The sequence below is a fragment of the Streptomyces canus genome (assembly GCF_001514145.1).
GTDB classification, from domain to species: domain Bacteria; phylum Actinomycetota; class Actinomycetes; order Streptomycetales; family Streptomycetaceae; genus Streptomyces; species Streptomyces canus.
Map to the genome: position 1 here is coordinate 166,674 of NZ_KQ948666.1, position 18,033 is coordinate 184,706.

The 18,033-nt window shown below is 68.8% G+C and carries 21 protein-coding genes; 15 read left to right on the forward strand and 6 right to left on the reverse strand.

Going from position 1 to position 18,033, the window contains the following annotated elements; genetic code table 11:
• Positions 1–87: 87 nt before the first annotated feature.
• Positions 88–732, reverse strand: a complete 645-nt coding sequence (locus AQJ46_RS31440) for a TetR/AcrR family transcriptional regulator (protein ID WP_059208774.1) — start codon at positions 730–732, stop codon at positions 88–90.
• A gap of 149 nt (positions 733–881) precedes the next feature.
• Between AQJ46_RS31440 and AQJ46_RS31445 the strand changes: the two genes are divergently transcribed.
• From AQJ46_RS31445 to AQJ46_RS55600, 5 genes are all read left to right on the forward strand, one after another.
• Positions 882–1,877, forward strand: coding sequence for an NADP-dependent oxidoreductase (locus AQJ46_RS31445; RefSeq protein ID WP_059208775.1), 996 nt, complete (start codon positions 882–884; stop codon positions 1,875–1,877).
• A 49-nt stretch (positions 1,878–1,926) separates the two neighbouring features.
• Positions 1,927–2,793: an alpha/beta fold hydrolase gene (locus AQJ46_RS31450; protein WP_059208776.1), complete on the forward strand. Its 867-nt coding sequence runs from the start codon at positions 1,927–1,929 to the stop codon at positions 2,791–2,793.
• Positions 2,790–3,029, forward strand: coding sequence for a hypothetical protein (locus AQJ46_RS31455; protein ID WP_059208777.1), 240 nt, complete (start codon positions 2,790–2,792; stop codon positions 3,027–3,029). The genes AQJ46_RS31450 and AQJ46_RS31455 overlap by 4 nt, the downstream gene beginning before the upstream one ends.
• Positions 3,030–3,265: 236 nt before the next feature.
• Positions 3,266–4,096: an enoyl-CoA hydratase/isomerase family protein gene (locus tag AQJ46_RS31460; protein ID WP_059208778.1), complete on the forward strand. Its 831-nt coding sequence runs from the start codon at positions 3,266–3,268 to the stop codon at positions 4,094–4,096.
• 111 nt (positions 4,097–4,207) lie between these two features.
• A complete protein-coding gene (locus AQJ46_RS55600; RefSeq protein WP_159064078.1) occupies positions 4,208–4,375 on the forward strand; it encodes a hypothetical protein in 168 nt (55 codons plus the stop codon).
• A gap of 408 nt (positions 4,376–4,783) precedes the next feature.
• On the opposite strand, the gene AQJ46_RS31465 is transcribed toward AQJ46_RS55600, so the two are convergent.
• On the reverse strand, positions 4,784–5,497 hold the full coding sequence (locus tag AQJ46_RS31465; RefSeq protein ID WP_059208779.1) for an SDR family oxidoreductase: 714 nt from the start codon (positions 5,495–5,497) through the stop codon (positions 4,784–4,786).
• A 168-nt stretch (positions 5,498–5,665) separates the two neighbouring features.
• Between AQJ46_RS31465 and AQJ46_RS31470 the strand changes: the two genes are divergently transcribed.
• Positions 5,666–6,268: a TetR/AcrR family transcriptional regulator gene (locus AQJ46_RS31470; protein ID WP_059208780.1), complete on the forward strand. Its 603-nt coding sequence runs from the start codon at positions 5,666–5,668 to the stop codon at positions 6,266–6,268.
• Between the two features lie 86 nt (positions 6,269–6,354).
• Here the strand turns inward: AQJ46_RS31470 and AQJ46_RS31475 are convergent, their stop codons facing one another.
• Positions 6,355–7,314, reverse strand: a complete 960-nt coding sequence (locus AQJ46_RS31475; RefSeq protein ID WP_059208781.1) for a LysR family transcriptional regulator — start codon at positions 7,312–7,314, stop codon at positions 6,355–6,357.
• Between the two features lie 128 nt (positions 7,315–7,442).
• Here AQJ46_RS31475 and AQJ46_RS31480 point away from each other — a divergent pair, with 128 nt between their 5' ends.
• Positions 7,443–8,603 (forward strand): iron-containing alcohol dehydrogenase, encoded by a 1,161-nt coding sequence (locus AQJ46_RS31480; protein WP_059208782.1) that lies wholly within the window; start codon positions 7,443–7,445, stop codon positions 8,601–8,603.
• A 73-nt stretch (positions 8,604–8,676) separates the two neighbouring features.
• A complete protein-coding gene (locus AQJ46_RS31485; RefSeq protein ID WP_059208783.1) occupies positions 8,677–9,687 on the forward strand; it encodes an enoyl-CoA hydratase/isomerase family protein in 1,011 nt (336 codons plus the stop codon).
• A 108-nt stretch (positions 9,688–9,795) separates the two neighbouring features.
• Here AQJ46_RS31485 and AQJ46_RS31490 read toward each other — a convergent pair whose 3' ends face one another.
• On the reverse strand, positions 9,796–10,809 hold the full coding sequence (locus AQJ46_RS31490) for an NADP-dependent oxidoreductase (protein ID WP_059208784.1): 1,014 nt from the start codon (positions 10,807–10,809) through the stop codon (positions 9,796–9,798).
• A 173-nt stretch (positions 10,810–10,982) separates the two neighbouring features.
• Between AQJ46_RS31490 and AQJ46_RS54465 the strand changes: the two genes are divergently transcribed.
• Positions 10,983–11,132, forward strand: coding sequence for a hypothetical protein (locus AQJ46_RS54465; RefSeq protein ID WP_208617010.1), 150 nt, complete (start codon positions 10,983–10,985; stop codon positions 11,130–11,132).
• 190 nt (positions 11,133–11,322) lie between these two features.
• Here AQJ46_RS54465 and AQJ46_RS31495 read toward each other — a convergent pair whose 3' ends face one another.
• On the reverse strand, positions 11,323–11,889 hold the full coding sequence (locus AQJ46_RS31495; RefSeq protein WP_059208785.1) for a TetR/AcrR family transcriptional regulator: 567 nt from the start codon (positions 11,887–11,889) through the stop codon (positions 11,323–11,325).
• 257 nt (positions 11,890–12,146) lie between these two features.
• Here AQJ46_RS31495 and AQJ46_RS31500 point away from each other — a divergent pair, with 257 nt between their 5' ends.
• The 3 genes from AQJ46_RS31500 to AQJ46_RS31510 all read left to right on the forward strand — a co-directional run bounded on the left by AQJ46_RS31500 (position 12,147) and on the right by AQJ46_RS31510 (position 15,217).
• Positions 12,147–12,938, forward strand: a complete 792-nt coding sequence (locus AQJ46_RS31500; protein WP_059208786.1) for an SDR family NAD(P)-dependent oxidoreductase — start codon at positions 12,147–12,149, stop codon at positions 12,936–12,938.
• A 233-nt stretch (positions 12,939–13,171) separates the two neighbouring features.
• Positions 13,172–14,236, forward strand: coding sequence for an alkene reductase (locus AQJ46_RS31505; RefSeq protein WP_059208787.1), 1,065 nt, complete (start codon positions 13,172–13,174; stop codon positions 14,234–14,236).
• Between the two features lie 63 nt (positions 14,237–14,299).
• Positions 14,300–15,217 (forward strand): alpha/beta hydrolase, encoded by a 918-nt coding sequence (locus AQJ46_RS31510; RefSeq protein ID WP_225887432.1) that lies wholly within the window; start codon positions 14,300–14,302, stop codon positions 15,215–15,217.
• A gap of 305 nt (positions 15,218–15,522) precedes the next feature.
• Here the strand turns inward: AQJ46_RS31510 and AQJ46_RS31515 are convergent, their stop codons facing one another.
• Positions 15,523–15,990 carry a winged helix-turn-helix transcriptional regulator gene (locus AQJ46_RS31515; protein WP_059208789.1) on the reverse strand — a complete coding sequence of 156 codons (468 nt, stop codon included), beginning with the start codon at positions 15,988–15,990 and terminating at the stop codon, positions 15,523–15,525.
• Between the two features lie 104 nt (positions 15,991–16,094).
• On the opposite strand from AQJ46_RS31515, the gene AQJ46_RS31520 reads away from it, so the two are divergent.
• The 3 genes from AQJ46_RS31520 to AQJ46_RS31530 all read left to right on the forward strand — a co-directional run bounded on the left by AQJ46_RS31520 (position 16,095) and on the right by AQJ46_RS31530 (position 17,972).
• On the forward strand, positions 16,095–16,595 hold the full coding sequence (locus AQJ46_RS31520; protein WP_059208790.1) for a PaaI family thioesterase: 501 nt from the start codon (positions 16,095–16,097) through the stop codon (positions 16,593–16,595).
• Positions 16,596–16,768: 173 nt separating this feature from the next.
• Entirely contained in the window at positions 16,769–17,359 is a 591-nt protein-coding gene (locus tag AQJ46_RS31525) for a TetR/AcrR family transcriptional regulator (RefSeq protein WP_059208791.1), read from the forward strand.
• 118 nt (positions 17,360–17,477) lie between these two features.
• The gene (locus AQJ46_RS31530; protein WP_059208792.1) at positions 17,478–17,972 is read left to right on the forward strand and encodes a PaaI family thioesterase; all 495 of its coding nucleotides are present in this window, start codon (positions 17,478–17,480) and stop codon (positions 17,970–17,972) included.
• Positions 17,973–18,033: the final 61 nt, after the last annotated feature.

Here is an 18,033-nt window from a genome sequence, read left to right on the forward strand (position 1 = left end):
TACTCAGACGGGTGCCGGGTGGGGGTTACCCGCAGCCGGGTCGGTGTGGTGGCCATGACGCTACTCGCTGAGTATAGGAAAGTAAACTCAGAGGAACCTCGGAATCACCCGTGCGGCGCGATGATGTGGCGCCAGGGTGGCGTGGATCTGGTCGTGGATGTCGGCGAGGACGACTTCGTCGCTGCGGTCCAGGTAGCCGGTGGCGGTGGTGCTGACGTGGATGATCGCGGTGATCACCCGCGCCAGCACTGCCGCGTCGGCGGCACTGATGTCCTCGTCGCGGGTGAGCAGGCCGGTGATGCCGTCCTCAAGGCGGCCGGCAAGGGCCAGGCCCGCTTGCCGGTAGGGCTCGGCCGGGTCGCCGAAGACGAGTTCGTGCAGGTAGGTGCGGCCGTTCTCGATGTGTTCCCTCAGGCACTCCACCACGGGACGGATGAGAGCGACGACCGGCTCCAGTACGCCCTGCCCGGCGGTGGCTTTCGCGGCGGCGAGGCCGACGTCGACGGCGGCGGCGAACTTCTCGTTCTGCACCATGATCAGCAACTCGGCCTTGGTGGACGCATACAGGTAGAGGGTGCCGATCGCGACGTCGGCCCGGTGGGCGATCTGCTGCGTCGTGACCCCGCTGACGCCGTGTTCGGCGAACAGCTCGCGGGCTGCGGTCATGATGCGCTCGCGCTTGGCCTGTTTGGCCCGCTCGCGGCGCCCGATCGGCATCTGACCGCGTCCCATGGGGACCTCCCTTGACAATAATTCTGAGTAGACTCATAGTTGAGTGTACTCGGGTTGATGGAGTGAGGCGAGACCCCGGACGTCGCGCCGAATTGGCCGATATGGCACCAGACCTGAATAAATAGGATGAAAACAAGGAGTGGCGCCCCATGAGAGCGTTCGTCGTCACCAAGTACAAGGAGCCGTTGCAGGAGGCGGATGTCCCCGAGCCCACCGTGGGGGAGCACGACGTGCTGGTCCGCGTGGAGGCCGCCGGGCTGAACCCGCTGGATGAGAAGATCCGCGCCGGTGAGTTCAAGCAGGTCCTGCCCTACAAGCTGCCACTGATCCTGGGCAACGACGTCGCGGGCACCGTCATCGGTGTCGGGACGGCGGTGCGCGGCTTCAAGCCCGGAGACGAGGTCTACGCCCGGCCCGCCCAGGACCGCATCGGCACGTTCGCCGAGCGCATCGCCGTCGCGGAGGGCGACGTGGCGCTCAAGCCCGCTTCGATCAGCATGGAAGAGGCCGGCTCGCTGCCACTGGTGGCGCTCACCGCGTGGCAGGCGCTGGTGGAGCGCGGCAGGGTGCGGCCCGGGCAGAAGGTTCTCATCCACGCCGGCGCCGGCGGGGTCGGTTCGATCGCGATCCAACTCGCCGCGCACCTGGGTGCGAGTGTCGCCACGACCGCCAGCGGTTCGAACGCGCACTTCGTGCGCGCGCTCGGCGCGGACACGGTGATCGATTACCGCAGCGAGGACTTCGAGCAGCTCCTGACCGGCTACGACCTGGTGTTGGACAGCCTCGGTGGGGAGACTCTCGAGAAGTCCCTGCGGGTGCTCAAGCCCGGCGGCAAGGCCATCGGGATCGCCGGTCCCCCGGACCCCGCGTTCGCCCGCGAGGCCGGCCTGAACCCGCTGCTGCGCCTGGCGGTCGCGGGCCTGAGCCGCAAGATCCGCAAGCAGGCGAAGCAGCTCGGGGTGACGTATGAGTTCCTGCTCATGCGCGCCAGCGGCGACCAGCTCCGCCAGATCACCACCCTCATCGACCAGGGCGTGGTGCGCCCGGTCGTGGGCAAGGTGGTCGGCTTCGACCAGACCCCGCAGGCGCTGCAGTCCCTGTCCCAGGGCGGCATCCGCGGCAAGGCCGTCATCGGCAACGGCTGACCCGCCGCAACCGCGACGGGCGACACGAAACAGACCAGGAGAATCAGTCATGAGCAGCAACGACACCCCGAACGAAGCCGTCATCACGGCCTATGCGAAGGCCCCGGCCCGCACCGTCAGCGCCGGCGGCGTCACCTACGCCTACCGCGAGCTGGGACCGAAGGGCGGCATCCCCGTCGTCTTCTTCGTCCACCTCGCCGCGACCCTGGACAACTGGGACCCCCGCATCATCGATCCCATCGCGAAGGGCCGTCACGTCATCGCCTTCGACAACCGCGGTGTAGGGGCGTCCACAGGCCAGGTGCCGGACAGTGTGGAGGCGATGGCCGAGGACGCCTACACCTTCGTCAAGGCGCTCGGGTACGACAAGATCGACGTCTTCTCCTTCTCCCTCGGCGGCATGGTCGCCCAGGCCCTGGTGGTGAAGCACCCCGAGCTCGTCCGCAAGCTCGTCCTCACCGGCACCGGGCCCAAGGGCGGCAAGGACATGGACAAGGTCGCCAGAATCACCTACTGGGACATCCTGCGCGCCACCTTGACCCGCTCGGACCCCAAGGAGTTCCTGTTCTTCAACCGCAACGCCACCGGCAAGCCCGCCGCACGCGCGTTCGTCAACCGGCTCAAGGAGCGCACCGCCGACCGCGACGCGGACATCAAGACCAAGGCGTTCCAGACACAGCTGAAGGCCATCAAGAAGTGGGGGCGCTCCACCCCCGACGACCTGTCGTCGATCACGCAGCCCACCCTGATCGCCAACGGCGACAACGACCGCATGGTCCCCTCGGTCCTCTCCGATGACCTGCACCGGCGCATCAAGGACAGCGAGCTGATCATCTACCCCGACTCCGGGCACGGCGGGATCTTCCAGTACTACGAGGAGTTCGCCCCGGTCGCGGTCGAGTTCCTCGCCCGATGACCACCGCCTGGCAGGAAGAGCCGGCCAGGGAGAGGATCATCTCCGCCGCCCCGGGCGCGGAGGAGTACCGCCAGATCCACCTCGCCGAACACAACCCGGACGAGATCAATGTGTTCGCCGCACCCTGCTCCACGCCGGCCCACCGAACTCGGCTCGCTGGTAGGACGGAGCAGGCCGGACAAAGAGTGCCCGCGTCCCGGTCAATCTGCGCCGCGGAGACGGGCCGGCGCGGGTGAGTTCCGGACAGACGTTCCTGCCTTGGATTCAAAGGCTCTGGGACACCCCGACGTCGTCCACGACCAACGCTTCCACGCCCCCCGACGTCGCCGCCACCCTCGCCTGCGTCAGGAACGAGACCAGAACCGCCGGAATGCAATCCATCCCCCCAGGTCTTCCCCTCCCATCTCCCGGGCGTCCCGCCCACTGACACCCCGTCGCCGACCGACATCCGTCACACATCTGGAGCCAGACCATGAGCGAGCAGAGCACCATCCACTACGAGCGCACCTCACCCCAGGTCGCGAAGATCACCTTCGCCAACCCGCCCGTCAATCTCATCGTCGGCGAGACTGTCCTGCGCCTCACCGAGATCGTCGAGACACTGGCCACTGACCCTGACATCCAGGTCGTGGTGTTCGACAGCGCCACCCCCGACTTCTTCTACAACCACTTCGACCTGGCCGCCGCCGCCGACTTCCCCGCCCCTGAGGACGAGAACGCAGTGCCGGTCTGGACGAGCCTGGTCCTGGCACTCTCCAAAGCGCCCTACATCACCATCGCGGCCATCCGCGGACGCACCCGCGGGGGCGGGAACGAACTCGCCCTCGCCCTCGATCTGCGGTACGCCAGCCGGGAGAAGGCGATCTTCGGGCAGCCGGAGGTCGGCAGCGGACTGCTCCCCGGCGGTGGCGGCACCGAACGCCTTCCCCGCGCCATCGGACGCGACCGCGCCCTGGAAGTCATCCTCACCAGCGACGACTACGACGCCGACACCGCCGAACGCTGGGGCTGGACCACCCGTGCCCTCCCCGACAGCGAACTCGACGCATTCGTCGACACGATCGTCGGCCGGCTCGCCTCCTTCGACCGCACCTCACTCGCCTCGGCCAAAGCCCAGATCAACCGGGCATCCCTGCCCCCGGACGCGGATCTGGTCGCCGCCTACGGTGAGTTCGCCCACTCCCTCACCCTCCCCGGGTTCCTCGTCCGCGCCGCCGGCGCGCAGGCCGTCGTCGAGCAGGCCGGCATCGACTTCGAGTACCGCCTGGGGCAGTACATCGGCATCGCCAACCAGCAGCTCTGACAGCCCATCATGAAACGAACACCGACGCGGCAGATGCTGCGGCGGTGCTCGTTTGCCGTGGGGGTCACCTGGTTCGTCGTCTCGTCCGTGCCGATCAGGAGCCGGTGTCCGATGGACGGACTGCACCGGATGATGCTCGCCGACATGCTCACCGAACACGGCCTGACCGGGTTCACCGACACCGACCGGGCCGAACTCGTCAGTGCCTGGCCGTGCTGCTCATCCACCTTGCCCACGCCGGCGGATTGCCGTTCGACGCCATCCGGTCCGCCGAACTGATCCGCAGCTGCAAGCCCGACCCAAAGGTGTGCCTGAGGGCCGCCGACCTAATCGAAGTCCCACCGCCCCGGCTGCTGATGACCGCCTGCCATCCCGAAGACCTGCGTGCCGCCGCCGCCCGACGCCGACTTGCGCACCGCGTACATTCCACGCCCGCTGGAATGGGGCCCCGGCCCTCCGGCCCCACCGGCGCCGGACCGGGTCGACCTCACCGCCACCTTAAATCCCCGACCTGGCCTGACAAGTCGCCCCATAGCGTTCGATCCGACGCCGCCGGCCAATGCTCACCGACGACCGCGGCGGAGTACGCCTCCTCGACGCCGGCCGACTGTCCAACCGCCGTGGATCGCGGAACCCCGACCTGAAAAGACCACGTCGGGGCCTCGCGCCCACGAAGGCAGGACGAGCTCAGGCGTTCGTGCTGTGCAGGTCCGGGTAGAGCGCCTCGACCGGGCCGCTCAGAGCCGACTTGACCTGTACGGTCAACTCGTCGGCCAGGACCTCGTGTTCGCCGGCCTCGACGGCGTCGTAGACCGCCGTCACCAGCTCCGTCGGCAGCAACTTCGGTCCGTCGGCGTGCGCGGCCATGGGGGTGTCGACGTAGCCCATGTGCACCCCCGTCACGTGGACGCCCTTGGGTGCGAGCTCGATGCGCAGAGAGTTGGTGGCCGACCACAGTGCGGCCTTGGACGCGCTGTAGACGCCGCCGAAGGCGTACCAGCTGGCAACGGAGTGCACGTCGACAAGGACCGACTGCGACTTGGCGGCGAGGATCGGTGCGAACGCGCGGGCGAGGAGGACGGGACCGAAGAAGTTCGTCTCCATGTTCGCCCGGATGTCTGCCTCGGTGACGTCGAGCAGGCTCGCGTTCGGCGGGGTCGCGCCCGCGTTGTTGATGAGCACGGTGACATCCGGCGCGGCGGCGACGGCCGCGTCGATCGACGCGGGGTCGGTGACATCGAGCGTGAGGGGGACGATGCGCTCATCGTCCCAGGCGCGGGGGGAGCGGGCGGTGGCGTAGACCTTGGCCGCTCCGCGTGCCAGGGCGTCGTGGACGAAGTGGGTCCCGAGGCCGCCGTTCGCTCCGGTGACCAGGACGACTGCTCCATCGAGAGAGGGCATGGGGGTTCCTTCTTTCCAAGGGGAGGTGAGGTGCGTGGCTTTGCACGGATGGAGCAATGGCTCCTCGGTCGGCCGTGGGAGAATGAGCGGAACCACATTCGAGCCCACGCGGTAATGACTGGCATCATAACTGATTGCAGTCAGAATCTATTCCTGGAGGACACCGCCATGTCTGTCGCCCCCCGATCGGTCGGACGGCGCGAGCGGAACAAGCAGGACAAGCTCGACCGCATCGTCGCTGCCGCCAGTGAGCTGTTCGCCGAACACGGCGTCGACGAGGTCACGACCCAGCAGATCGCGGACAAGGCCGACATCGGCACCGGGACCCTGTTCCTGTATGCCAAGACCAAGGGCGAACTCCTCCTGCTGGTGCAGAACGCCAAGTACGCCGTAGCGCTCGAGCAGGGCCTGGCGGACGCCGAGACCATCCCTGGCGTGCTGGACGCTGTGCTGGCGATTGTCCGGCCGATCGTTGAGTGCAACCGCACCCAGATCGACAACGGACGTACCTACCTGCGAGAGATGGTCTTCGGCGACCCCGAGGAGCCCCGGCACAGCGCAGCACTCGCCATCGTCGCGCAGGCCGAGGAGGCCATCGCCGCGGTGCTCCGCCGAGACGAGCGGGTCACAGCGGGCGACGCCGCGACGCTGGCACACATCGTGTCCGCAGTGATGTTCCTCAGCCTGGCGACGAGCGTGAACATCGCCTTGAGCGTCGAGGAGCTCGTGCAGGACATCCGGAGGCAGGTCGACGTCCTGCTGCCTCGCTGAAGTACGACTCGAACCCCTGGGCGTTGCGGACCGGCGGCCGCGGGTTCGATCGGCGGGACTTCATCCCATCGGAGTCTCCTTGGCGTTCATTCCGGGAGCAGTTCGTCGGCCCGTTCGGCGACCTCTTGCCGTAGGGCGGTCCACAGGGCGCCTACGGCGGGGTGCGTCACTGCTTCGCGGCGGACGGCCAGGGTGATGGGGAGCCGGATGTCGATCTCGTCGGCGAGCAGTCGGCGCAGTCGCGTCCGCTGGGCCAGGAACGCCGGCAGGACGCCGATACCGGCCCCCTGCCGGGTGGCTTCGAGCTGGGCGAAGACGTTCGTCGAGGAGAATGCCGGGGTCATGCCGGGAAGGTGCCGTTCGATGTCGAGGTCGCCGACCTGCAGCATCGACTCGATGTAGAAGATGAGCGGGTGTTCGCGCAGCTCGGCCACCGTCTCAGGGGGGCCGTACCGAGTGAGGTAGTCGTCACTGGCGTAGAGCCCCAGCGTGTAGTCGGTGAGGTGTTCGGTCACCAGGTGGCTGCTGGCGGGGACGCCGATGACGAGAGCGAGGTCGAAGCCGGACGGGCGCAGGGCGAGCTGCCGTGTCGCGGTGATGAGTTCGACCTGGAGGCGGGGGTGTCGGCGGCGCACCCGTACGAGGGCGGGCGTGGCGAAGACGGTGCCGAAGCCGTCCGGCGCGCTGACGCGCACCGTGCCGTGCAGGGACGGCGAGTCCTGGCCCGCCACGGTGTCGACGACGCGGTCGATGGCCTCCTCGATCACGCGCGCGTTCTCCGAGACGGCTCGTCCGATGTCCGTCAGCGTCCATCCCTCCGCGCCCCGCTCGATGAGACGCAGACCGAGGCTCTTCTCCAGTGCGGCGATACGGCGGGACACGGTGGTGTGATCCACACCGAGTGCGTCGGCGGCTGTCACCAGACGGCCGGTACGGGACACCGCGAGCAGGTAGCGCAGATCGTCCGCGCGGAGTTTGCGCGGATCGACGGAGCGAGAGCCGGTCTGCCGCGGAGCGGGGTTCTCGTCCGGGGAATGGGGGTGCACGGCCCGACCGTATCTGCATTTCTGCACATCGGCTGTGCGCTATTGGCCGTTGTTCGCACTCGGCGCGGGGCCACACAGTCAGGGCGGTGGGCGTCACCTGCCCCGCCGTTCCTGCCGAAAGGGCCGCCATGATCGCCAGCCTTTCCCTGCCGAGGATCCTGCGTGTCGGCGGCGGTGCCGTGGGCGAGCTGGGTGACGTCGTCGCAGAGCTGGGCCTGCGCCGTCCGCTGCTGGTGACGGACGCGTTCCTCGTCGGCACCGGTGCGGCGGAACGACTGATGGCGACGCTCAGGGATGCCGGACTGCGGCCGCGTCTGTTCGCCGGCACCGTCCCGGATCCGACGACCGACTCGCTGGACGCGGGCCTGACCGTGCTGCGGGAGCACAGGGCGGACTCGGTGATCGGGTTCGGTGGCGGTAGCCCGATGGACACCGCCAAGGCACTCGGCCTGCTGGGCGTCCAGGGCGGGGAGATGCGGGACTACCGGGCCCCGCACACCAATCTCGGCCCGGCGCTGCCGGTGATCGCGGTCCCGACGACCGCGGGCAGTGGCTCGGAGGCCACTCAGTTCACCATCATCACCGACAGTTCCACGGACGAGAAGATGCTCTGTCCGGGGCCCGCGTTCCTGCCGGTCGCCGCCGTCGTCGACTTCGAACTGACTTTGTCGATGCCGGCCCGGCTGACCGCGGACACCGGCGTCGACGCGCTCACCCATGCCGTAGAGGCGTATGTGAGCCGCAAGGCCAATCCGTTCTCCGACGGCCTCGCCCTGAACGCGATCCGGACCATCGGCCGCCACCTCCGCCGCGTCTACGTCGACGGGCGGGACCTCGAGGCTCGCGAGGCGATGATGCTCGCCGCGACCCAGGCCGGCATCGCCTTCTCCAACTCCAGCGTGGCGTTGGTGCACGGCATGAGCCGCCCGATCGGCGCTCACTTCCACGTCGCCCACGGTCTGTCGAACGCGATGCTCTTCCCCGCGGTGACCGCGTTCTCCGCGCCGGCCGCCGAGAGCCGGTACGCCGACTGCGCTCGCGCCCTCGGAGCCGCCGCCGACGGCGACAGTGACGCCTTGGCCGCCGACAGGCTCGTGGAGGCGCTGCGATCACTGTGTCAGGATCTCGACGTGCCCACGCCTCAGGCCCACGGCATCGACAAGGACGAGTGGTTCCGCCTGTCGCCCCTCATGGCCGAGCAGGCGCTCGCGTCCGGGTCGCCCGCCAACAACCCCGTCGTACCCACCGTGGACGAGATCCAGGATCTCTACGCGCAGATCTACGCCTGACACCCGGCGAACGAGGAAGAGGAACATGACGGCCACGACAGCCAGGTCCGCGCGGACCACGAGGTGCTGACCCATGACTGACACCGCTGCCACCGAGATTCTCGCCGACGTCCACCGGGGCGTCGGCCGCATCCTGCTGAACCGGCCCAAGGCGCTCAACGCCCTGACCACGGACATGGTCGCCGCCATCGACCGTGAGCTCGCCGAGTGGGCGGACACACCACTGTCCGCCGTGGTGCTCGCGAGCACCAGCCCGAAGGCGTTCTGCGCCGGTGGAGACATCCGCACGATTCGCGAACACAGCCTCGCCGGGGACGCCGAGGCCAGTGAGCGGTTCTTCGCCTCCGAGTACCGGCTCAACGCCCGCATCGCCGAATACCCCGTGCCGGTCGTGTCGCTCATCGACGGAGTCTGCATGGGCGGCGGCCTCGGTCTGTCCGTCCACGGCGCCTTCCGCGTCGTCACCGAGCGCGCGGTGCTGGCGATGCCCGAGACCGGGATCGGGTTCTTCCCGGACGTCGGGGCCAGCTACTTTCTGCCGCGGCTGCCCGGCGCGATCGGCATGTACCTCGGACTGACGGGGCACCGGCTCGACGCGGCCGACACCCTGTACACGGGGCTGGCCACGCACTTCGTGCCCGCGGACCGGCTCGACGCGGTCGGCGACGCGCTGGCCGACAACCCCGGCGACGCGGTGGACGTGGTCCTGAACCGTCTCGGCGGCCGTTCCCCGGTGGCGGAGAGCAGGCTGGCGAAGGTACGCGGGGAGGTGGACTGGGCGTTCGGCGCGGCGACCCTCGGCGAGATCGAGAAACGCCTGCGTCATCTCGACACCCCCTGGGCGGCGGGCGCACGGGTCGCCTTGGAGTCCGCCTCGCCGGAGAGCCTGGAGATCACTCACGCCCTGCTGTCCCAGGGCCGGCAGCGCACGTTGCGCCAGTGCCTCGCCGCTGAACTCGCCCTCGCGCGTACGACCATCCGCACGCCGGACTTCCTGGAGGGCGTCCGGGCGGCCCTGGTCGACAAGGATCGCGCTCCCGACTGGCAGCGTGTGGCACTCGGTGAGCGGACATTGCCGACCTGATCATGCTCGCGGTGAGGAGGGCATGGCCTGCCTCGCGCCGGGCCGGCCGCGCGGGAAGGGCGGGTCGCGGTGACCGTGCCGGACTCAGGGTCCGGGGCCGGCACGGTGTCAGTCGTTGTCGGGCACCATCGACACCACGACCTTGCCCGCCTTGGTGCGGCCCTGCTCGATGTACGCCATCGCCTCGAGCGTCCGGTCGAACGGGAAGGTGCTGTCGATGACCGGGTGGAGCTTCCCGCTGTCGTAGAGGGCGCCGAGCTTGCGCAGCTGGGAGCCGTCGGCCTGCATGAAGAAGAACTGGTAGCGCACGCCCAGCGCCTTCGCCTGCTTGCGGACCTTGCGGCTGAGCATGCTCATCACCAGGCCGAGGAAGGAGGGGGCGCCCAGCTGCTTGGCGAAGCCGGGGTCCGGCGGGCCGACGACACTGATGGCCAGACCGCCGGGCTTCAGCACGGTCAGCGACTTCTCGAGGTTCGCTCCGCCTACGGAGTCCAGCACCAGGTCGTAGCCGGACAGCATCTTCGAGAAGTCTTCCTTGGTGTAGTCGACGACGATGTCGGCCCCGAGGCTGCTGACCAGCTTCTCCGTGGCAGTGCTCACGGTCGTGGCGACCGTGGCGCCGAGGTACTTGGCGAGCTGGATGGCCGTCGAGCCGAGGCCACCGGCACCTGCGTGGATGAGCACCTTCTGCCCCGGCTGCACGCGGGCCCGGTCGACGAGGATCTGCCAGGCGGCCAGGGCCACCAGCGGCACGGCGGCTGCCTCCTGAAGAGTGAGGGAGTCCGGCTTGGGGGCGACATCGTCCATGTCGATCGCGATGAACTCCGCGAAGCCGCCGATCCGCAGGTCGCGCGGACGGGCGTAGACCTCGTCGCCGACTTCGAGGCCGTGTACGGCGGAGCCGACCCGCGTCACGACGCCGGCCACGTCGTGGCCGAGCACGAACGGGGGCTTGTACTTCAGGAGCTGCTTGAACTCCCCGTTGCGGACCATCTTGTCCAGCGGATTGATACTGGCGGCGCTCACTCTGACCAGGACGTCGCGGTGTCCGACCGTGGGCTCGGGCACGTCTGCGGCGCGCACGCCGTCCTTGCCGTACTTCTCGACGACGAATGCCTTCACGCCGGCCGCCCTTCTGTGGGGTTTTTCAGTGCTCGATGCGATTCTTCGCGCAAGTCGCCCTGCGCGCCTGTTCCACGTGCGGTCGGGTTGGGGTGACGGCCACGACGCTACTTCCTGAGTATTGAAAAGTGAACTCAGGGGGTCGGGGACACGGCCATGGATGCGTTGAGGGCATGGGTCTGGTGCCGGCCGTGAGGGGGCTGCTGCAGTGCGGTGCGCACGTCGATGTTCGGATCCGCCGCGAACAGGGCCATCCGGTGCAGGCGAAGGGCATCGAGAGCGTCCCCGGCCGGCCCTTCCGGGTGGGGCGCCGCGTGGGCTGAGGACTCCGCCGCAGCGGGGTGTGGGATATGGGTGCGGCGGTGCGGGGTGCCAGTGGTGGCGGTTACGGGCAGGGGAGCGGGCCGGAAGGCGCCGGGCGCAGCATGTGCGGGATGGCGCTTCCGTTGCCCAACGGCCGCTCAATCGCGTGGTGTCGGCCCCGGACGCTCAGCCCACGTCCAGGGTTCCGGGTCACGGACCGTCTGGTCCGGTAAGGGCTTCGTGGGTGGACTCCAGGACCTTCTCCGACAGTTCCGTGCCCGCCGTGGCCCGGGCGAGCAGGATCGCGCCGACCAGCGTGGCCACCATGGGAAGGCCGTCGTCGGCGTCGGTGGACAGCCAGGCGGCGAACTTCTCGACACCGGCCGCGTATGTTTCGCGCACCTCTTCGGCTGTGGGCTCGCGAGCCATGTCCCCGGCGAATCCTGCGGTGGGGCAGCCGGTGCCGGGCTGGTCGCGGTGCTCGGCCGACAGGTAGAAGTCTATGAGGGCGCCGCGGGCGGTGTCGTGGTCGCCCTGGGCTGTGTCGAACGACTCCAGGAGCAGGTCGAGGTCCCTGAACGCGGCTTGGGCGGCCTCGGCGATCAGGGCCTCCTTGGAGGGGAACTGCTTGTAGAAGCCGCCCGTGGTCAGCCCGATGGACTTCATCAGGTCGGCGACGCTGATGCCGTTCACGCCGCGCTCCCGGAAGAGCTGGGAGGCCGCGGCGACCGCGCGCCTGCGGTTCTCGAGCGCTTGTGCTTGCGAAACGCGACTCATCACTCACCTGCCACGTTAGATACCAAAGTACATCTATCGTATGCGACGTGCCGGGCGGTCGCCCGCAGCGCCGAGCCGTGCGGACAGGGCGGCGGGCAGATCTCCGAACGGGAGTCGTCGGCCGCACTCCTGCGCTCACCTTGATCAGCGCGCGGATGTTGACTCGATCTGTTTAGATACCTATCGTAATCTAAAGTGAGATCGGGGCCGAAGTTCCGGTCCTGCACATCCCCCCGCCCAGAAATGAGATCCCACCCATGACCACGCAGAACAAGACCGCTGTCGTCACCGGCGCGTCCGTCGGCCTGGGCGCCGCCTACGCGCAGCGGCTTGCCGACCGGGGTTACGACCTGATCCTGGTGGCCCGCAACGCTGCGCGGCTGGAGACGCTGGCGTCGGACATCCGCAGCCGCACGGGCCGTGCGGTGGACGTCGTCGCCGCCGACCTCACTGATGCGGCGCAGATCGCCGTGGTCGAGGAGCGTCTGCGCACCGACGAGAGCATCGAGGTCCTGATCAACAATGCCGGCGGTGCGCTGCTCACGCCGCTGGCAGGCTCCGACGCGGCGGCCTACGAGGCGCTGATCAACCTCAATGTGACGGCGCTGACCAGGCTGACCATCGCGGTCCTGCCGGGGCTGACGGCCCGAGGGCACGGCACCGTCGTGAACATCTCCTCCGCCATGGCTCTCAACATCCTGCCCGTCAGCGCCGTCTACAGCGGCACCAAGAGCTACGTGCTGACGTTCACCCAGGCCCTGCAGCAGGAACTCGCCGAGAGCCCCGTCACGGTGCAGGCCGTGCTGCCGGGCGCCGTCCGCACGGATCTCTGGGACGGCTCCGGCGTCGACCTCGCGACGTTCCCCGACGAGATCGTCATGAACGTCGACGAAGCCGTCGACGCGGCGCTCGCCGGCCTCGACGCCGGAGAGCCCGTCACGATTCTGTCCCTGCCGGACATCAGCGACTGGGAGTCGTTCGAGAAGGCGCGTCAGGCGCTCGTCCCGAACCTGTCCCGGAAGGTCCCCGCCGATCGTTACCGCGGCTGACAGCGACTGCGGCTGACGGGCCGCTCCGGCACCGGCGCCCATGCGTCATGGCGACGGTCAGGTGCGCAAGGCCCGTCCGCACCGTCGATGACCGGCCACCCCTCCATGCGGTCCGCCTTCCCCATGCAAGGCCGGCGGCCCATCCGGCCGGTCACCGCGTACGCGGAATTTCCCGCGGGGCAGGCAGCCCGCCACCCCGCAGCTCACTCTCACCCTCACTTGAGGAAACATTCATGTCGAACGCCCTGTGGAACCCGATCGTCGCCGGGGAGATCTCCCTGCCGCACCGGCTGGCGATGGCCCCCCTGACGCGCAACCGGTCCACCCCGGAGGGCATACCCACCGAGCTGAACGCCGAGTACTACGCCCAGCGCGCCTCGCACGCCCTCATCATCACCGAAGGCACCCAGCCCAGCGCCGACGGCCAGGGCTACCCGGTAACTCCCGGTATTTACACGGAGGAGCACATCACCGGCTGGCGCAAGGTCACCGACGCCGTGCACAAGGCCGACGGACGCATCGTCATCCAGCTCATGCACGCCGGACGGATCTCCCACCCCGACAACACCCCCCACCACCGACAGCCGGTCGCCCCCTCCCCGGTCCGGCCGACAGGTGAGATGTTCACCGCGTCCGGCCTCCAGGAGATGCCGGTACCGCGCGAACTGTCCACCGAGGAGGTCGCCGCCACGGTCGACGACTTCCGCCGCGCCGCGGCGGCCGCCATCGCGGCCGGCGCCGACGGCGTCGAGATCCATGGTGCCAACGGCTACCTCCTGCACCAGTTCTTCGCCACCAACACCAACCAGCGCACCGACCGCTACGGCGGCTCCGTCGAGAACCGCATCCGTTTCGCCGTCGAGGTGGCCACCGCCGTGGCCGACGAGATCGGCGCCGGCCGTACCGGCATCCGGATCTCTCCCGGGAACCCGTTCAACGACATCGCCGAGAGCGACACCCACGAGCTGTACCCCGCCCTAGTGCGCGCCCTCGCCCCTCTCGACCTCGCCTACCTGCACATCGGAAACCACGGCGGCGACGACGAACTCCTGCACACCCTGCGCAAACTGTGGCCGAACACCCTGGTCCTCAACCGGGCCGGCACCGACATCACCACCCGCGCGAAGGACGTCGAAGACGGCGTCGCCGACGTCGTCACCGTCGGCACCATGGCGCTGGCCAACCCTGACCTGGTCGAGCGCATACGCTCCGGCGCGCCGCTGAACACCCCCGACCCCGCCACCTTCTACGGCGGCGACTCAACCGGCTACACCGACTACCCCACCCACACTGCCTGACAATCCCCGGAGATACCGGTCCTGGCGGGCCGGTATCTCCGGATGGCCCCATGGAGGTGCCACGTGTCTGAGCACGCTGCAGTTGAACTGAGCCCGGAAGCGATCGAATTCGCGGACTTCTTCGCCGCGATGGTGATTCCCGAGTCCGAACTGGACGCGACACGCACCCGGGTGGAGAGCTCCCATCTCATGGCACGGGAGCCGGAAGGTGTCACCTATCGGGAGGTGGACGCGGGTGGCGTGCTGGGTATCTGGTGCGAACCGATCGGCGGCAACACGGACTTCGTCCTCCTGCACAGTCACGCCGGGGGTTCCGTCTTTTCGTCGGCGGTCGTCGACCGGAAGCTCGCAGGGCATATCGCCAAGGCCGCGGGGGCCCCCGTACTGGTCCTGGACTTCAGGCGGGCGCCGGAGCACAAGTACCCGGCTCAGGTGGACGACGCGGAGGCGGCGTTCAACTGGCTGATCTCCGAAGGGTATGAGCCCGGGAACATCATCACGATCGGCCACTCGGTCGGCGGGTTCATCGCCGTCGCCCTGGCGCTGCGCCTCCGCGACAAGAAGCTGCCGCTGCCCGGCGCCATCGTGTCGATCTCCCCCTGGTGTGACCTCGAGATCGCCAACGAGACCATGGAGACCAACGCCGAGACGGACAAGATCCTCAGCAAGGGACTGCTGGAGTTCTTCCGGGACGCCTGGATCGGCGGCACGGGCATCGACGTCACGGACACCCGGATCAATCTGAACCGCGCGGACCTGAGCGGTCTGCCCCCGACCCTCGTCTCCTGGGGAACCTACGAGGTCCTGGCCGGCGAGGACGAGCAGTTCGCCGCCCGCGTCAAGGACGCCGGAATCGACACGACGACCGTTGTCGTCCCCGGAGGCCAGCACTCCTACGTCTACGGCGCCGGCCGCGTTCCGGAGGCCGACGCCGCCATCGCTCAGATCGGCGCGTGGGTCCGGGAGAAGACGAAGATCTGACCGAACGGTACGGGCGCGGGGCGCGGCAGCCGCCAGATCCGCGCGCCCGCCGGACCGGGAAGGTCGACGGACGCCGACATGGCCTGCGCCGGCGCGCGGGCCCGCGACGCAAGCGACCGCGTCGAGCGAGGCACTCTCCGACGAGCGCAATACCCCGGACCCCCGAGGCGGTGGACAGCCCGGAGGGGATCACGTTCGGTCCCGCACAGTCGAAGCGATCTGCGAGTGGCGAAGTGCATGGCACTCGGCTGATGTCTGACCGCTGTCCGGCCTGCCACCGCGACCGCGGCCGCGAGGTCGATGGCTCAGGACCGGAGGCGGGCGCCGCTTCCCAGCCGGGCGGTGACGTCGCGGGGAGTGAGGGAGGAGTGGTCCGCGGAGCACTCGACGACGACGCGGACCGGGGCGTCGCAGTCGGTGTGGCGGACGTCCAGGACAGGCCCCTCGGGGCCGAGCGCGTATGCCTCGCCCCACTGGGTCAGTGCCATCAGAACGGGCCACAGGTCCCAGCCCTTGCGGGTCAGGCGGTATTCGTTGCGGGGGCGGCTGCCGGGTTCCCGGTAGGGGACGGTCTTCAGGATGCCGGCCGAGGTCAGCTTGCGGAGGCGGTCGCTGAGCACGGCTTCCGAGAGGCCGATGTGGCGGTGGAAGTCGTCGAAGCGGCGGACGCCGTTGACGGCGTCACGCAGGATCAGCAGTGTCCATTTCTCCCCGATCACGTCGAGCGTGCGCTGGACGGGGCAGTTCTCCGTGCTCGCCTCAAGCCACTCCATCCCGCCATCGTAGGGGACCTGGCTTCTCCATTGACAGTCAGGCGAACAAAAGCCTAGCTTCGCTTGGGAAAGTCAGCTGACCGCAGAGGGAAGGGCGCTGGACCGTGGGGCGAACGCGTACGTATCAATGGGACGATCCCGCGATCTCGGCGGAGGCCGCCGGGCGCATGGCCGGGATCGACTTCCTGCGCGAGGTGCAGGCGGGCCGGCTTCCGCCGGCGCCGATCGGTCGCACCGTCGACTTCGCCCTGGACGAGGTGGAGCCCGGCAGGGCGGTCTTCTCGCTGACGCCGGGGGAGGAGCACTACAACCCCATCGGCAGCATGCACGGCGGTGTCTTCGCCACGCTGCTGGACTCGGCGGCGGGCTGCGCCGTGCAGACACTCCTTCCGCAGGGGATGGCGTACACCTCGCTCGACCTGACGGTGAAGTTCCTGCGGCGGGTCACCGTGGACACCGGCCCGGTGCGCGCCGTCGGAACGGTCGTCAACAAGGGCCGCCAAACCGCCCTCGCCCAGGCCCAGTTGGTCGACGGGGCGGATCGTCTGCTCGCCCACGCCACCAGCAGCTGCATGATCTTCCCGGTACCCGCCCCTCGGGTGTGACTCCGCAGGCAAGGCCCTCGTACGAAGATGCGCCGTCGAGCGCCCTCGGTGATGAAAGCTCCACGCTGGCCCGTCGCCCGCTGCCGACTCTTTGGATTACGTTTGCAATACCATAGACTCGCTAAGTCGGTGAAGGGCAACCGGGCCTTCCGGCCGGCGAAGGGGTGTGTGGCGTGGTGCGGTACGGAAAAGAGCACAAGGCGGAGACGAGGCGGCGGATCATCGAGACGGCGGGCCGCCGGTTCAAGCAAGACGGGATCGACGGCTCCGGGGTCTCGACTCTCATGAAGGATGCGGGCCTGACCAATGGTGCCTTCTATGCTCACTTCGCATCCAAGGGTGACCTCGTCACCACGGCAATCGCCGATCAGTTGAAGGCGCAGGCCGAGAGCGTCGTCGCGCTGGCCGAGCCTGGCCGTGCCGGACTCGAGCAGATTGTGCGGGGTTATCTCTCGCCCCAGCACCGTGAAATGCTCGGCGACGGCTGCCCGAACGCCGCTCTGCTCGACGAGATCGGGCGCTGCACCGAGACGACCAAGCAGGCGTACACCGACGGTGTGCTGATCCTGATCGAGGGCATCGCCGCCCGCATGGCGCCCGAGGCTCCCGCCTCCGCACGGGTGATGGCACTCAGCCTCCTCGGCCTGATGGCCGGGACGCTGCAGCTCTCCCGCGCCTTGACCGACAGCCGGCTCGCCAACGAGCTGCTCGATCAAGGAGTGGACAACGCCCTCGCCCTGCTGGACTCCTGGCAGCGCGGCTGACGCCCTTCCGCGCGCGGACCGGCTGCTTCGGTCCGCCTTCGCCTCCTGACTTCATCATTGACAGTCAGGAGGGTCATGGCTAGGTTCATTCCGCGAACCCAGGTGGAGAGGCGAGGGCGTGGGACGGACGCGTACGTATGAATGGCAGGACCCCGCGATAGTGGGAGCAACCGCAGGACGCGTCCCGGGCGTGGAGGTGCTGCGCGACCTGCTCGAGGGACGCCTGCCCCCACCGCCCCTCATAGCCGCTCTGGACTTCGCCCTCGAGGAAGTGGAGGAGGGCCGCGTGGTCTTCTCGGTGATACCGGGCGAGGAGCACTACAACTCCCTCGGCAGTGTGCACGGAGGGGTCTACGCCACCCTGCTCGACTCGGCGGCCGGCGGGGCGGTCCAGTCGACCCTGCCGCAGGGCACGGCGTACACCTCGCTTGATCTCACCGTGAAGTTCCTCCGGCGGATCACCGTGGACACCGGCAAGGTCCGCGCCATCGGTACGGTCGTCAGCAGAGGACGCCAAACCGCTCTCGCCCAGGCTCATTTGGTCGATGAGGCGGATCGTCTGCTCGCCCACGCCACCAGCAGCTGCATGCTCTTTCCACTCCCCGCGCCCTGAGCCGCTACGGGCAAGGTCACGGTCGGGAGAGCTGCCCGGTGCGAGCCGCATGCGGCGACAA